Source organism: Marinifilum sp. D737 (assembly GCF_026672275.1).
Classification (GTDB): Bacteria; Bacteroidota; Bacteroidia; order Bacteroidales; family Marinifilaceae; genus Marinifilum.
Genome location: NZ_JANQCD010000001.1, coordinates 244178 through 259665, shown reverse-complemented (window position 1 = coordinate 259665; position 15488 = coordinate 244178). Strand labels below are relative to the sequence as shown.

The 15488-nt window shown below is 35.4% G+C and carries 16 protein-coding genes; 8 read left to right on the top strand and 8 right to left on the bottom strand.

Annotation, left to right across the window (positions count from 1 at the left end; all coding sequences use genetic code 11):
- Positions 1-14: 14 nt before the first annotated feature.
- Together gldD and NQ163_RS01265 are read left to right on the top strand one after the other, a co-directional pair.
- Positions 15-596, top strand: coding sequence for a gliding motility lipoprotein GldD (gldD, locus tag NQ163_RS01270; RefSeq protein ID WP_268188504.1), 582 nt, complete (start codon positions 15-17; stop codon positions 594-596).
- Positions 596-1225 (top strand): 4'-phosphopantetheinyl transferase family protein, encoded by a 630-nt coding sequence (locus NQ163_RS01265; protein WP_268188503.1) that lies wholly within the window; start codon positions 596-598, stop codon positions 1223-1225. The genes gldD and NQ163_RS01265 overlap by 1 nt, the downstream gene beginning before the upstream one ends.
- A 119-nt stretch (positions 1226-1344) precedes the next feature.
- On the opposite strand, the gene NQ163_RS01260 is transcribed toward NQ163_RS01265, so the two are convergent.
- The 4 genes from NQ163_RS01260 to ychF form a co-directional block, all read right to left on the bottom strand.
- Complete coding sequence (locus NQ163_RS01260; RefSeq protein ID WP_268188502.1) at positions 1345-2970, bottom strand: alkaline phosphatase family protein; 1626 nt, start codon at positions 2968-2970, stop codon at positions 1345-1347.
- Positions 2971-3059: 89 nt separating this feature from the next.
- On the bottom strand, positions 3060-3410 hold the full coding sequence (locus tag NQ163_RS01255; RefSeq protein ID WP_268188501.1) for a DUF190 domain-containing protein: 351 nt from the start codon (positions 3408-3410) through the stop codon (positions 3060-3062).
- 57 nt (positions 3411-3467) lie between these two features.
- Entirely contained in the window at positions 3468-3845 is a 378-nt protein-coding gene (crcB, locus tag NQ163_RS01250; RefSeq protein ID WP_268188500.1) for a fluoride efflux transporter CrcB, read from the bottom strand.
- A gap of 159 nt (positions 3846-4004) precedes the next feature.
- On the bottom strand, positions 4005-5105 hold the full coding sequence (gene ychF / locus NQ163_RS01245) for a redox-regulated ATPase YchF (protein ID WP_268188499.1): 1101 nt from the start codon (positions 5103-5105) through the stop codon (positions 4005-4007).
- A 181-nt stretch (positions 5106-5286) separates the two neighbouring features.
- Between ychF and NQ163_RS01240 the strand changes: the two genes are divergently transcribed.
- A complete protein-coding gene (locus NQ163_RS01240) occupies positions 5287-6330 on the top strand; it encodes a transglutaminase domain-containing protein (protein WP_268188498.1) in 1044 nt (347 codons plus the stop codon).
- On the opposite strand, the gene NQ163_RS01235 is transcribed toward NQ163_RS01240, so the two are convergent.
- Positions 6314-7117, bottom strand: coding sequence for a DUF4412 domain-containing protein (locus NQ163_RS01235; protein WP_268188497.1), 804 nt, complete (start codon positions 7115-7117; stop codon positions 6314-6316). The genes NQ163_RS01240 and NQ163_RS01235 overlap by 17 nt on opposite strands.
- 129 nt (positions 7118-7246) lie before the next feature.
- Between NQ163_RS01235 and NQ163_RS01230 the strand changes: the two genes are divergently transcribed.
- From NQ163_RS01230 to NQ163_RS01210, 5 genes are all read left to right on the top strand, one after another.
- On the top strand, positions 7247-8623 hold the full coding sequence (locus NQ163_RS01230; protein WP_268188496.1) for a vWA domain-containing protein: 1377 nt from the start codon (positions 7247-7249) through the stop codon (positions 8621-8623).
- A gap of 158 nt (positions 8624-8781) precedes the next feature.
- Positions 8782-10845 carry a transketolase family protein gene (locus NQ163_RS01225; protein WP_268188495.1) on the top strand — a complete coding sequence of 688 codons (2064 nt, stop codon included), beginning with the start codon at positions 8782-8784 and terminating at the stop codon, positions 10843-10845.
- A 313-nt stretch (positions 10846-11158) separates the two neighbouring features.
- The gene (locus NQ163_RS01220; RefSeq protein WP_268188494.1) at positions 11159-11713 is read left to right on the top strand and encodes an RNA polymerase sigma factor; all 555 of its coding nucleotides are present in this window, start codon (positions 11159-11161) and stop codon (positions 11711-11713) included.
- A 66-nt stretch (positions 11714-11779) separates the two neighbouring features.
- A complete protein-coding gene (locus NQ163_RS01215; protein ID WP_268188493.1) occupies positions 11780-12169 on the top strand; it encodes a hypothetical protein in 390 nt (129 codons plus the stop codon).
- Between the two features lie 10 nt (positions 12170-12179).
- On the top strand, positions 12180-12665 hold the full coding sequence (locus NQ163_RS01210; protein ID WP_120238579.1) for a hypothetical protein: 486 nt from the start codon (positions 12180-12182) through the stop codon (positions 12663-12665).
- A 58-nt stretch (positions 12666-12723) separates the two neighbouring features.
- Here the strand turns inward: NQ163_RS01210 and hisS are convergent, their stop codons facing one another.
- The 3 genes from hisS to NQ163_RS01195 all read right to left on the bottom strand — a co-directional run bounded on the left by hisS (position 12724) and on the right by NQ163_RS01195 (position 15443).
- Positions 12724-14085 (bottom strand): histidine--tRNA ligase, encoded by a 1362-nt coding sequence (gene hisS, locus NQ163_RS01205; RefSeq protein ID WP_268188492.1) that lies wholly within the window; start codon positions 14083-14085, stop codon positions 12724-12726.
- Positions 14086-14743: 658 nt separating this feature from the next.
- Entirely contained in the window at positions 14744-15085 is a 342-nt protein-coding gene (locus NQ163_RS01200; protein ID WP_268188491.1) for a hypothetical protein, read from the bottom strand.
- A 4-nt stretch (positions 15086-15089) separates the two neighbouring features.
- Positions 15090-15443: a DUF4870 domain-containing protein gene (locus NQ163_RS01195; RefSeq protein ID WP_268188490.1), complete on the bottom strand. Its 354-nt coding sequence runs from the start codon at positions 15441-15443 to the stop codon at positions 15090-15092.
- Between the last annotated feature and the right edge of the window lie 45 nt (positions 15444-15488).

The following is a 15488-nucleotide window of genomic DNA, read 5'->3' as shown; positions in this document are numbered from 1 at the left end:
TGAATACAGTAAAAATGAAGTTAACTCAGTTCGTTTCATACACTCTTATTGCCTTACTTGCACTTGGTTTTATATCCTGTAAAGAAAAATATACACCAAAACCTAAAGGCTATTTTCGTATTGATTTGCCAGAAAAACAGTACGAAAAGTGGAGTAATAATTACCCATACAGTTTCGATAAACTGTCGATTGCCAATGTGAGGGTAGACAATAGTCAAGGGTCCGAAAAATATTGGTTAAACATTCAGTATCCCGATTACAAAGCAACCATTCACTTAAGTTATAAAAGTGTAAATGGAAATGTGGAGGAGTATCTTGAAGATTCGCGAAAAATGGCATACAAACACAGTATTAAAGCTGATGCGATTGGCGAGCAAACTTTCCTAAATCAAGATAAAAATGTATACGCACTGATTTATAGAATCAAAGGAAATGTTGCCTCATCGGTACAATTTATTGCAACCGACAGTACCAGGCATTTTTTGCGTGGTGCACTTTACTTTAAAGAACATCCAAACCAAGATTCTTTGGCGCCGGTAATTCAGTATATCGATAAAGATATGGTGAAGTTGATTGAAAGCTTAGAGTGGAAATAATGCCCTTATTTAAACACCTACATATTAGCGACGATTGCAATCTATACATCTGGAAGATTGAAGAAGAGGTAGATTACCTCCAAAATCATGTTGAATTAAGCGATAAAGAGTTTGAAAAATTCAATGGCTTTGGCAGTGAATCGAGGAAGAAAGAGTATCTGGCTACCCGATTGCTGGTTCAGAAATACATTGCTGCTGATTTAAGAATTGAGAACAATGAACATGGAAAACCATTTTTAGTTGGTTCCGATCTAAAAATTAGTGTTAGCCATACTAAAAATTTTGCTGCCATATTTGTCTGTAAGCATTCCACTCCTGCTATAGATATGGAGTACTTATCAGATAGGGTAAATCGAATTGCAAAGCGATTTCTTTCTGAATCGGAGCTGGAAAATATTTCAGATCAAAATCGAACTTTCCACCTTTACCAACACTGGTGTGCCAAAGAATGTTTAATTAAATTCTATGGCAAAAAAGATGTGCATTTAATTGATGAATTGAAGATTCATCCTTTTTCACCAGACCAAGATACATTCACAGGGGAAGTTTGTCGCAATGATTTTTCTGAATCCTACACTTTCAAATACATTCAGTTTGATGACTACTTGCTGGTTTATTCTTTAAAATAAAAGCATCACAAAATAGATAAAGCCTGAAGCGTATTTTTAATCAATACCAGGATAAACAAAGCAAAGATTAGTTTTTGGAATACTTATTCAGGCATGAACCAATCGCAACTGATAACTGCCTACTGCGTTAACTCCTCAATAGGATTGCCATCACAACCTGCAGGGATTGAAATATTCAGGAAATTGGAAATTGTAGGAACAATATCTTCTACAAAAACGGTACGAGTAACAGTACCACGTTTGATTTTCCATCCATACCAAAACAATGGAACCTGGTTCGTATAACTGTATTGAGCAATTTCATCTCTCTCATCTTTCATCTTGTGCATCCAGCCTGGTTCAAGTGTAATTAATACATCGCCAGATCGTTTTTGATTGAAAGAACGTTGCACTTTCTGCATTACACCATGTGTATAGTTAGCTGTGGTTAGACTACTCGCAGGAATAGTACTGGCAACACCTGTGAACTGAATCAAGAAGTTGGCAGCTTTTAACTGCATCTCCTCCAAAGATAGTTTCGAATCCTCAATCAATTGATGGTTTAAATAAACCTGCTGAGAATCATATCCCAAAATCCAATCGCCACTACCATACAGAACATTCAAGTAGGACTTTAGTAATGCCATTGCGTTGTAGGAGCTAAAATATCCGTTAGGAATGTTTTGCGCTTTTAAATTTTCCGGAGTATAGTTCGCCGATTGATCTGCAGTTAGGAAAACAAGCACATTTTCCAAGCCAATCTGCTCATCAAGGAAATCCAAAAAGTGTTCTATTTCTCTATCCAATCTGATAAAATTATCTACCATTTCGGCAGAAAAAGGAGATAGTTCTCTGTGTTTGTAATCCAAGCATGAAAAAGTTACGGCTAAAAAATCGGTATCATCATCACGCCCTAAGTTTTCGTTTATTATGGCAGAAATGGCAAAATCTTTTACCAGCATGTTTCCAAACGGAGTCGCCTTAATGGCTTTATATCCATAAGTTCTTTTTTCTTTATTCAAATCGTAATAGAAATCCGAAGAAAGTCCAACCTTACCCAAAATTTTTTCTGAAATTCCTGGTTTGTCTTGTCCATCGAATGGAGTCCAGATACGATCCATATAGAAATCAGCAAAATTCTTATTATTGAACTCACTTACCCAATTGTAAAGGGTATCCTGATAGTGAGAAGATGTAACAAACTTTCCTGATAAATCATCCATCCAGTAAGCTCCATCGGCGCCATGCCCCGAAGAAAACAATGCAGCTTCGGCGTTTAAGCCAACTCCAATTACCCTGGAATGGTTGTTGAATAGTTTTATTTCATCGCCAAGTGTTGGTGCTAATAAGTTTTTAGGTGATTTGCCTTTTTCTTTCGTTTCGATTCCAACAATTTTAGCATTCCCATCATCTTTTGCCAGGTTTAGTTCTCCTGATAATCGATCGTACCAACCATGCGAAATTACTCCATGATAAGATGGTGGCGTTCCGGTAAATATGGTTGCATGATCAGGACCTGTTTGCGAATACAAATAGCTAAACTTTGCATTTTTACAGTAGGTTCCCTGGTTCATTAAACGCTTAAAACCTTTTTCACCAATCAGATTTGAAAATCGGAAATAATAATCAGGACGCAAGTGATCTACTACTATTCCTACAACCAATTTTGGTTGTTCCGAAGGAATTTTACGAGTTCGTTGTGCATGAGCTATTGATAGGTTGGCAATAAAAAATATCAGTAATAAAAATCCGATTCGTTTGTTCATCCTTTATAAGTGTTGGCGTTAAAAAATTGTCCGCAACAAATATAATGGATTCACTCTGATTTATGGAACTGTTGTGCAGTATTGCAATATTATTTAGATTGTGGTTGATATCGAATCACATCAACCTGTTCCATGGTAATCATTCCTCCACCACCTGATTTCTCGATTAACAATTCCAGGATATGAAGGAATCCTTCTACTTTTTCGGTGGAGTCAACAATCTCGACAATTATTGGCAAATCATCGGCAAGTGCAAATATTTTAGAGGTATGAATTCTTGAACTGGCTCCGAAAGACATAATTCCGCGATGAACCGTAACACCTGCCATACCGTATTTTTTGGCTCCATAAACAATGGCTTCATACAAAGGACGCTGGTAAACCCTATCGGCTTCACCAATAAATACTCGAAGTAATTTTGCCTTTCCTTTTAGTTTCATCGCTTCAGATATGAGATCTCAGATTGTAGAACTATAAACCTCATTCTAAAATCTGAACTAAAACAATTTATGAATCTGGGTGCCTAAATATACTGCCAACAGGCCAAGAAACACGCTTCCTCCCACATACATAGAAAGATACAAAAATCCGCTGTCTTTTAAAAGGTTCAATTTATCGAATGCAAAAGATGAGAATGTGGTAAAACCACCACAAAAACCTACGGCAAGAAACATCCTGATTTCAGGACTTATTAAATTATCGCGTTCGGCAAGAGAGTATACTACTCCGATGATAAAACTACCTACAATATTAACTGTCATGGTACCAATAGGAAAAACCGTATCGAAAATTCGGTGCAATGCCTGGCCAACTAAAAAACGAGAAATACTTCCCAAAAACCCTCCCATGCCAATTAGCAACAGTGTACGCAACATCTTAAGTGAATTAATAATGAACAATTAGTAATGAATAATAAGGATTCATTGTCAGGGCAAAGGTAGTGTTATTGTTTTAAATTATTTATACTTCGGAAGCATGCAAAAAAAATGGCCATTCGAAACTGAATGACCATTTTGTATATTGTTTGAAGTAAATTATACATTAAAACGGAAGTGCATAATATCACCATCCTGCACAACGTATTCTTTACCTTCTACATTCATTTTTCCAGCTTCTTTACAAGCATTTTCAGATCCAAGTTCTGAGTAATCTTCATATTTAATTACCTCTGCACGAATAAATCCTTTCTCAAAATCGGTATGAATAACACCAGCTGCCTGCGGAGCTTTTGCACCCTTAGGATAAGTCCATGATCTCACCTCTTTTACTCCAGCAGTAAAATAAGTTTCCAAATCAAGAAGTCTGAAAGCAGCTTTAATCAACTTATTAACTCCTGGCTCTTCCAAACCTAAGTCTTCCAAAAACATTTGTTTCTCTTCGTATGTTTCCAATTCCGCAATATCAGATTCAATACCTGCACCAACAATCAGCACTTCAGCATTTTCATCTTTTACAGCTTCTCTTACAGCATCAACATGCTTGTTTCCTTCTTTTACTGATGATTCGTCAACATTACAAACATAAAGAATAGGCTTAGTTGTTAGCAAATGAAGATCCGTTGTTACCTTTTCCTCTGCCTCGCTCAATTCAATCACACGAGCTGATTTTCCCTGCATCAATGCTTCTTGGTAACGCTCCAAAACTTCACACAATCTTTTTGCTTCCGGATTTTTTCCAACCTTTGCCAACTTGGCTGCTTTTTGCAGTCTTGCCTCAACAGTTTCCAAATCCTTTAATTGCAATTCAATATCAATCGTTTCTTTATCACGAATTGGATCAACAGAACCATCAACATGAACGATATTATCATTTTCGAAACAACGCAATACATGAATAATTGCATTGGTCTCACGAATATTCGATAAGAATTTATTTCCTAGTCCTTCCCCTTTACTAGCTCCTTTTACCAAACCAGCAATATCCACAATCTCCATTACAGAAGGTTGAACTCTTTCTGGCTTTACCAACTCTGACAATCTAATTAATCGTTCATCAGGAATGGTAATCACACCCACATTTGGTTCAATGGTACAAAAAGGAAAGTTAGCCGATTGTGCTTTCGCATTCGACAAACAATTAAACAAAGTCGATTTACCCACGTTTGGTAATCCTACAATTCCACACTGTAATGCCATGGCAATTCTATATTATTTTGATTTGCTTTTAATTCTATTTTTAAAAATCTGTGCAAAAGTACATTTAAATTTCCGATGTGCCAATTTTCCTTTTTATCTCCTAAAAAAATGTTAATCGATTAAAAAGAATCTTACGATATGAACTATTTAACTTATATTTTGCTAGTTTTATATCACAGCTATGAATCGAAAATTAATTGTCATATTACTTCTGCTCTTTATTTCTCTTGCTCCTGCAAATGCTCAGGAGTCTCGAGATATTAAATTTGGTCAAATCGACAGGCATGTTAGAAAAACGCCTGATAGTGTTGCCAATAACATTGTAAATCTTCACAACTATTTAATTGAACCAACCACCAATCAAACCGAAGCAGTAAGAGCATTCTATTTTTGGATTATTAAAAACATCCAATACAAAAATCAAATTGAGCTATTATATGATCCTACTGTATTGTTCTATATTGGTTCAAACAATTGTTCCTCTCCAGTTTGTGTTCTAAAACGAAGAATAGCTGTATGCGAAGGATTTTCACGTTTATTTCAATATTTCTGCAATCAGTCGAGAATTGAATGCTATTCGATTAGCGGATATATTACTAAAAATGGAGCATTACAGGATCGTGCCACACATGCATGGAATGTGGCAAAAGTTGACGGCGTTTGGTTTTGTTTCGATTTAAGTTGGGCCAATGCGATTTTAGAGCATACAGGGGTAAAAAGTAAGGCCAATGAATTTTTTATGGCTCTCCCGGAAGAATTTATTAATACGCATTTGCCATTAATACCGATGTGGCAGTTTTTAAAAAGTCCTGTTCCCCTGGAAGTATTTAATGCTGGTGAAGAAACCATTATCAAACACTTGGATGAAACACCTGAAAATTACCATTTTACTGATAGCATATTGGAATATAATAAATTGACGAAAGCCAAACAGAGGTTAAAAACTGCAGATGAAATTTTCCGTGTCAATCCAGCTAACAAATTCAACCTGGCCATGGAGTATTACCGATATGCAAGAATTATTTTAAACTACGAAGGTGATGTTGATGCATTACAGTATTATCACTTTATAAAAGCCAGGAAAAAACTTACAAAAGCCATTGATTTATTTAGTACTTCAACCGATATCTCATCAAAAATTATGAAATTGCAAAGTATGGATAATTTGAGAGTTATTGAGCGGATTATAGAGCAGGAAAGTGAAAATTTTATCTTTTTGGATTGATTAAGGTATTTAATTCAACCTGTTCGTAGCCAGTACTCACCTCAAAAATAGAATCAGAAAGTTTCTTTTTAATCAATTGTTTCACCTCAGTTTCTGTAACAGAATTTTCACCATACATTGTTATTTTCATTGGAAAACCATTTTCAATCAAATCCATAAACGATTCCAAATGCAGATACAATTTGGATTCAGTATGTTGCAGTAAACTTGCCATATAATCATTGTATAAATCCAAATTCAAATCGTAGTTAATGTAATTCTTTAAATTCTCAGCAATCCAAACTTCTTCCACTACTCTATTATTTTGCTTTATCAAGTATTTTCTTGAAGCAAATCCAGCAATTGAACTATAGTTCGGCGTGATTTTAATTTCGCTTTGTTGCTCTGGTCTATTTTGTTTGCCAGATATTTCTTCAATAATTTTCTTAACATTTTTCAAATCTTGCTTTTTCAGACTCTTCTCAAAATAATTTTTTCTGGCAATCACCTGAATATCGGAACCTAAGTTTGAATCCAGTAAACACTTATTAAATTCATTAATACTTCCTTTCCAATACTCTTTCTTTCTTGTATCCAGCAAACAAATTTCATTCTTAGAGAAAATTATGGAATTGTTTTCTGTTACTACTTTGAATTTATCTTTATTCAAATAGTATATATTTCTATATTTATTTCCATTTTTATTGATATTCATTTTTACAATCAAACCATCGTTTCCAGAAAAAAGAATCAATATGCCAGCCAAACATAAAAGAAAAATTAAAGTATACAATAGAGATTTACTCATATGATTTCAATAGTAGAAGAATTATAACTATATCAAATTTAAAAATAAGTTTTGATAAATAATGCTTCTTTATATTTTATTGAATAAATGGTTTCGTATTTTTGTCAGATAAATCATTAATATTTTGTTTTGAAACGATATACACATATAATCATCGCCTTGTTAGCTGTAATTTTTGCCAAAACATTATTTGCGCAAAACCAAGTTTCCCAAGCTGAAGAAAAAACAAGAATTCTTTTCATTTTCGATGCCTCTCAAAGTATGAATGGCTATTGGGAAAAATCGAAGAAAATTGATATTGCCCGAAAGTTTTTAATCAGAATGGTAGACAGCCTGGAATGCGAAAATAATGTCGAAATGGCATTAAGGGTATATGGTCATCAAAGTCCGGTACCACCACAGGATTGTAACGATACAAAACTTGAAGTTCCATTCTCACCTAATAATGCTGGAAAAATAAGGCAAACTTTACGATACCTTATCCCCAAAGGAACCACTCCCATAGCACATTCATTGGAATTGGCAGCCAATGACTTCCCGATTAGCGAAACCGGGATTCGCAATGTGGTAATTTTAATTACCGATGGTGTAGAAGCTTGTGATGGCGATCCTTGTGAAGTGTCGGACAAACTCCAAAAAGCTGGTATCATTTTAAAACCATTTATTATTGGAATTGGACTAGATGTAAATTTCAAAAGTAGTTTTGAATGTATCGGAAACTATTTACAAGTTGAGCATGAAGAAAAGTTTGGTGGTACCTTAGAATATGTAATGTCTCAAGTTTTAAATAAAACATCTGCCCAGGTGAATTTAATAGATGCCAATGGTTCTCCAACAGAAACTGATGTGGCCATGACTTTCTACAACAATGTTTCAGGAAAGGTACGCTATCAGTTTATGCATACTCTTAATGCAAAAGGAAATCCGGACACCCTATATCTTGATCCTCTTTTAACCTACAACATTACCATCCATACTATTCCTGAACTTCACAGAGACAGTGTAAGCATTCAGCCCGGAAAACATACCAAAATCGGATTTGATGCACCACAAGGTTTTTTAAAAATTGAATCGAACCGAACTAACATGTATAAGGATTTACAAACTCTCGTTAAAATCGATACTCAGATTATAAACACGCAAAAGGTAAATCAAAGCATTAAATACATTACCGGAAAATATAATTTGGAAGTTCTTACGCTTCCAAGGGTTGCAATTCCGAATGTAACGATTGCCCAAAGTACTACAACCAGTATTAAAATTCCTCAACCTGGTTTGGCAACCATTTTTAAGCCATCAAGTGGACCATGTAGTCTTTTTGTTCAACGCAAAGGTAAACTAGAGTGGATTTATGACATTGATGATAAAAAGCTAAGAGAAACTTTAACCTTGCAACCTGGTGTTTATCATGTAATCTACAGAAACAAAAACGCTTCACTATCTCAAAACTCCAGAAAAACAAGCTTTGAGATATTTTCAGGAAAGTCAAGATCAGTAAGATTCTAAACATATTGATTTACAGTTTTATAAAATATATTACTTTTCTCTAAGTATCTATTATTTAGATGAGATTCGCTCATGCAGGATAACATTTTTGTATATCTTTGCATCCATTAAATAAAACCTTACCAAGTTTTTATCATTAAAATCTCATTTAATTTCAAATGGATCTAAAAGAAATGAACAACCAAATGGATCTTACGGTAACTGATAAGGCATCGGATAATATCCGTATTCTTGCAGCTGCTATGGTAGAAAAAGCAAAATCTGGTCACCCTGGTGGTGCCATGGGCGGTGCTGATTTTGTAAACGTACTTTACTCCGAATTTTTAAACTTCGACCCAACTGATAAACTATGGATTAATCGTGATAGATTTTTCCTTGATCCGGGTCATATGTCTCCAATGTTATATTCTATTCTTGCATTAGTAGGAAATTATAGCATGGATGATCTGAAAAACTTCAGACAATGGGGTTCTCCAACTCCTGGTCACCCTGAGGTAGATTTCGAAAGAGGTGTTGAAAATACTTCTGGTCCATTAGGACAAGGTCACACAATGGCTGTTGGTGCAGCAATTGCTGAGCGTTTCTTAGCGGCTCGTTTTGGCGATTGGATGTCTCACAAAACTTATGCTTTCATTTCTGATGGTGGTATTCAGGAAGAAATTGCACAAGGTGCTGGTAGAATCGCAGGAACTCTAGGTTTAAGTAACCTGATCATGTTCTACGATTCTAACAACATTCAGCTTTCAACCAAAGTTGAAGAAGTTACAACCGAAGATACAGCTAAAAAATACGAGGCTTGGGGATGGAACGTAATTACTATTGATGGTAACAACGCTTCTGAAATTCGCGTAGCTTTGCTTGCTGCTAACAACGAAACAGAACGTCCTACTCTTATTATTGGTGAAACCTTAATGGGTAAAGGTGCTGTTGACGCTGAAGGTGCTAGCTTTGAAAATATGGTATCAACTCACGGACAGCCATTAGGTGCTGCTGGTGCTTCTCTTGATAAAACCGTTGAAAACTTAGGAGGTAATCCTGAAAATCCTTTCCAGATTTTCCCTGAAGTTGAAGAATACTACAAAGAAGTTCTTAAAAAGAAACAAGAATATGCTGCTGCTAAAAAAGCTGAACAAGCTGAATGGGCAAAAGCAAATCCAGAATTGGCTGCTAAATTGGAAAAATTCTTTAGCGGTGATGCTCCAGAAATCGATTATGCTGCAATTGTACAGAAATCAGGTGGTGCAACTCGTGCTGCTTCTTCTGCTGTATTGGCCGAATTGGCAAAGAATGTTGACAACATGATCGTTTCGTCTGCCGATTTGAGTAACTCAGATAAAACAGATGGATTCTTAAAAGAGACAAAAGCAATTGTTAAAGGTGATTTCTCTGGTGCATTCTTGCAAGCTGGTGTTGCTGAATTAACAATGGCTGCAATTTGTAACGGTATTGCTCTTCACGGTGGTGTTACCGCTGCATGTGGTACATTCTTCGTATTCTCTGATTATATGAAGCCTGCGGTTCGTTTATCTGCTCTTATGGAAGTTCCCGTGAAGTACATCTGGACTCACGATGCTTTCCGTGTAGGTGAAGATGGACCAACTCACCAGCCAATCGAGCAAGAAGCTCAAATTCGTTTGTTGGAGCAATTGAAAAATCACTCAGGGGAAATGAGTTTATTAGCTCTTCGTCCTGCTGATGTTGATGAAGCTACCGTTGCTTGGAAAATGGCTATGGAGAACACAAAAACTCCAACTGCTTTGATCTTATCTCGTCAGAACATTAAAGATCTTCCTGCTGCAAGCGGTAACAGATACGAGGAAGCTTTGGCTGCAGAAAAAGGTGCTTACATTGTTGAAAAACCAGAATCTACTCCTGATGTTATTCTATTGGCTAGTGGTTCTGAGGTTTCTACATTAGTTGCTGGTGCTGAAATTTTGAAAGCTGACAAAGGATTGAAAGTACAAATCGTTTCTGTTCCTTCTGAAGGTTTGTTCAGACAACAATCTGCAGAATATCAAAACGAAGTAATTCCTGCTGGAATTCCAGTTCTTGGTTTAACTGCTGGTTTGCCTGTTACACTTCAAGGTTTAGTTGGCGCTAACGGTAAAGCTGTTGGTTTAGATCATTTTGGTTACTCAGCTCCTGCCGGAGTTCTTGATGAGAAATTTGGTTATACTGCTGAAAATGTTGTGAAAGAAGTTGAAGCTCTTCTTCAAAAATAATTCACAATTCAAGATATGAATCCGGGATCAAATTGATTCCGGATTTTTTTTGCCCCAGTGTAAAAATCGTTAATGAAACGAACTAAAATTTTTAATTCTATTTTTCTTTATCCAAGGCAAACTTTACAGGCATAGCTGCAGTTACAGTGAAAAAGTATAAGGCAGGAGAAAAATAAATTAGTTTGGGTTATTAGTTATTTTTACACTTCAATTAAACCTTTTTAAAAGAATTGAGTCTTACCTTTCGTGATACAGTTGCAAATGGCTACTTTTATCATGCATTCTCAGGTTAAAGCTTTAATTATAACAATAGATGACTCAAAAAACTGACGAAGAAATATTACAACTTTTTCAGGATAAGAAAACTCAAAGTGAAGCATTTTCCCTTTTGGTAAACAAATATCAGGAAAGATTGTACTGGCAAATCAGGAAAATTGTATTGTCGCACGATGATGCTGATGACGTTTTGCAGAACACTTTCGTGAAAATTTGGAAAGGCTTGCTTAACTTTAGGTACGATGCAAAACTTTATACCTGGATGTATCGAATTGCAACCAACGAATCGTTAACATTTCTGAAAGACAAACAACGAAGAAGCATTGCATTTGCCAATAAAGATGTGGAAGATATGCTGATTGCAAATTTGGAAGCAGATGAATATTTTGATGGAGATCAGGCACAAGTTGAGTTGCAAAAGGCAATATTACAACTGCCCGAAAAACAACGCCTGGTTTTTAACATGAAATATTTTGATGAAATGAAGTATGAAGATATGTCGGAAATTCTTGAAACTTCGGTTGGAGCATTAAAAGCTTCCTATCATCATGCAGTAAAGAAAATTGAATCTCTGTTAAAGCTTGAATGTTAGCAATATTAATTCAGCTATAGCGATTAAACCAAATTGAATTTTGACAGTCTAAAAAATATACGAATCATGAATAATCTGTCGGATATGAAAAAAGATCAACCATTTAAAGTTCCTGAAAATTATTTCGAGAACCTAAGTGATCGAATTAATGAAAGAATAGAAAAGGAAGAGAATCCAAAGGAGAAGAATTTGATTCAAATTCTGAAACCATATATGTGGATGGCTGCTAGTGTACTTGCATTTGTTCTTATAGCCAAATTGATTTTGACTACAGCAGTTCCTACTGATTTTCAAAATCAACCAATTTCACAAATAGAAGACAGCAGTACTGTAAACACAGAAAAGGTTGAATCTGATTTCTTCTTTGACAGCATGTCCGAAACTTCTTCGGATGAAATTATTGAGTATCTTTCGGATTACGATATCGCAACCGATGAATTATTGGCGAACTTATAATTATTGAAATATGAACCGATTAATCCTATCAATATCTATATTACTGACATTTTGTTTGTCGGTTAATGCACAACATGGTAAAGGAAAAGGTGAAGGCCATGGCCGAATGTACAAGGAAATTCAAGCGCAGAAAGTATCATTCATTACTCAACGACTGGAATTAACTCCTGAGGAAGCCCAATTGTTCTGGCCTGTTTACAATGAATTGGAAAATAAAAAAGAACAACTTAGACAGGAAGGAAGAGTATTGTTTCACAAAATCAGAAATGGTTTAGAGAGCCTTCCCGAGAAAGAACTGGTTCAAATTAGTGATGATATGATTGAGTATCGAATTAAAGATGCTAAATTGAATAAGGAATATCACGAGAAGTTTAAAAAGATACTTCCCATAAAAAAGGTCTTGGAACTTTATCATGCCGAGAAAAAATTCCAGGGCATGTTATTACGAAAGATTAAAGAAAAAGGCCGTCATATGGGCCGACGCGAAAGAAATTAAACAATACAAAAAAAGGGCTGTCGATTGACAGCCCTTATATATTTTCAGCCTTATAAGATTAGGCCAACTTTTCAATCAATTGTTCCGGAGTTAATTTTTCCTGATCTCCAGTTTCCATGTTCTTCAAGCTCACAACTCCTTCTTCCATTTCAGTTTCTCCAACCATAATCACGTAAGGAATATTTTTATTGTTGGCATAAGTCATTTGCTTTTTCATTTTCTGAGATGCCGGATAAATTTCTGCATTAATTCCATTAGCTCTCAATTTTGATAGCACAGGTAAACAGAATAGTTCCTCTTTTTCGCCAAAATTGATAAATAATACTTTAGTGGTTGCAGCCGTTTCTTCTGGGAATTTATTCATTTGCTCCAACACATCGTAAATACGATCAGCACCAAATGAAATACCAACACCCGAAACATCTTTCAATCCAAAAATCCCTGTCAAATCGTCGTAACGACCACCACCAGTAATACTACCAAACTCCATGTCTTTCGATTTTACTTCGAAAATGGCTCCGGTGTAGTAGTTCAATCCCCTGGCAAGCGTTAAATCCAATTCAACTTCAGTTTTCACATCAAGCTGATCAAGGTAGTTGAATACTGTCTCCAATTCCTCGATCCCCTTCATTCCAACTTCCGAATCAGCTAAAAGTTCTTTTAATTTTGCAGCTTTTTCGGCATTGGTACCTGATAACAAAATAATTGGTTGCAAAGTTTCTATAGCTTTCGCTGATACTCCTTTTTCTGCCAATTCTTTGTTTACATTCTCTAAACCAATTTTATCCAGCTTATCGATAGCAACAGTGATATCGATAATTTTTTCAGCTTCGCCAATAATTTCAGCAATACCTGCTAAAATCTTACGGTTGTTTAACTTCACAACCACATTCAATTGTAGCCTGCGATATACTTCGTCAACAATTTGAATTAGTTCTACTTCATTCAAAAGTGAATTGCTGCCAATTACATCTACATCGCACTGATAAAACTCACGGTAACGTCCTTTTTGTGGACGATCGGCTCTCCATACCGGTTGAATTTGGTATCGCTTAAAAGGAAAACTAATATCGTTGCGATGCTGCACAACGTAACGAGCAAATGGTACGGTTAGGTCATATCGCAGACCTTTTTCACTAATCTTAGTCGTTAGCTTAACCGAATTACGCTCTTGCAATTGTTCATCACGCACTTTCGAGATAAAATCTCCCGAATTCAATACTTTAAAAAGTAGTTTATCCCCTTCTTCTCCATATTTTCCCATTAGAGTTGAAAGATTTTCCATTGATGGTGTTTCAATCGGCATAAATCCATACAATTGAAAAACCTCTTTAATGGTATCGAAAATGTAATTTCTCTTCACCATTTCAACTGGTGAAAAATCTCTCGTTCCTTTAGGAATAGACGGTTTTTGAGCCATTTCTTATTCTTTATTTTGGTTTTTTATCAGATCTACAAAAATATACATTATTTCGATAGTAGCACAGTTAGACCACTGCACAATTTAGATATGCATTAAAAATTTAAGAGCCGATATGATTTATCGAAAAGACTCTTCTCTATAGAGTTGAACAGTTTCATCACTAGCGATTGCTTGTCTTATATGCAATAATAACTTTATATCTTACCTAGGATGTAGATTAGATAAACATGGGAAAAGTTGAAGCTAACATGGAAACATATGATCCAAACGCAGGAAAAACTCACCTGGACGTAGGTAAATGTGACATCTACCCTAATTTTTGAGATATTTTCATAGAAATAGCTGTCTTTTTCATGGGAAAATGTAATGTAAACCCATCAAAAATTGACCTAAAAATGGGTGGATGTGATTTCAACGCGCGTCAGACTCATCTTTTCCTACATTTGGGTCAAGTAAACACGCGTTCAAATCAAGTAAACCTATATCAGAGTCACATCCAGACAGGAATGGATCTCATTTTTGTGCGTATGGAGGAAAGTTACCCATAAATGTTTCTCATTGTTGCATGAAAGAAAGAAGCTTGTATCAACAGGTGAAACAAGCTTGGAAAATGATTAGGCCTCTTCTAAAAAATCAGGATTGAAATAAACCCAAATTACGCAGGACGCCGATTTATTCTTTTCAGGATATTTGAAAAGAAATCAATCAACAAGCCCAAAATAAATGGATAATACCATTCCTGTAAATCCAAAATCAACAATAGAATGATTGATATGAGAAACAGAACATTTACAGTTAGTTTCAGGTATTCAAAAAGTTTCCAATCAGCCAATGATTTAAAGAACAACAGAAACACCTGTACGCCCGAGTAACAAAGAATACCCGCTGAAAACAGTAGATCACCGTAGGAAAAATTCTTAAATAACCGGTAACCACCAACAAAAATTAAGACAACCCCTAAAAAGTAGATTGTCTTGTATAATGAGAATTGCTTCATTGAATCAATTTAATATTTTTATACTGAGCGGATATTGGTAATCCTCGCCATTAAGCGTTTTCACAACCGCCATCACCACAAAAATAAGATTTATTAACCCAAGTGCAATTAGTAACAATATGCCAATTCCAATGATTACCAAAAATGCAGAAACAAAAATGTAAATACTCATCGAAATCTGAAAATTCAAGGCCTTTTTCCCTTCTCGATCAACCAAAGCTGAATGCTCTTTTTTCATCGACCAAAGAACTAGTGGCCCAATAATATTACCGAAAGGAATAATTAATCCAGAAAATGCGGATAGGTGACAAAACATCGCCCAATTTCTTTCATCGCTAGGTGTTGCAAATTCGCTCATGATATTTTTATTAAGAATAATATAAGCTTAAGTTACAAAAAATAA